This window comes from Donghicola mangrovi (genome assembly GCF_013377535.1).
Taxonomy (GTDB): domain Bacteria; phylum Pseudomonadota; class Alphaproteobacteria; order Rhodobacterales; family Rhodobacteraceae; genus Donghicola; species Donghicola mangrovi.
This window is the reverse complement of the sequence record NZ_JABCJE010000053.1, coordinates 1-314: the sequence shown is the minus strand read 5'-3', so window position 1 is coordinate 314 and position 314 is coordinate 1. Positions and strand designations below refer to the sequence as shown.

The 314-nt window shown below is 54.5% G+C and carries 1 protein-coding gene; it reads left to right on the top strand.

What is annotated here, in order from left to right:
- The coding region (locus HJ536_RS20740) for an integrase core domain-containing protein (protein ID WP_177159289.1) at positions 1-270 on the top strand (270 nt) is incomplete at its 5' end.
- Positions 271-314 lie beyond the last annotated feature (44 nt).

Sequence of the window (314 nt, the reverse complement as noted above, 5' to 3'; positions counted from 1 at the left end):
CCGCAAACTCAGGGCAAGATCGAGCGTTGGCACCAGACCCTGAAAAACCGCTTTCTGCTGGAGAACTACTACCTGCCGGGCGATCTGAAGCACCAGATTGATGCCTTTGTCGACCACTACAACCACCGGCGCTATCACGAGAGCCTGCAGAATCTTACACCCGCTGACGTCTACTTCGGGCGCGGCCAGACCTTTCTGAAACAGCGAGAAAGGATCAAACGAAAGACCATCGAAACCCGGCGCTTGCTTCACAGCAAACCCGCCGAATAATCAAACCAACCAGATGAGCCAGACCCTCTCTTAGATTAGGCTGC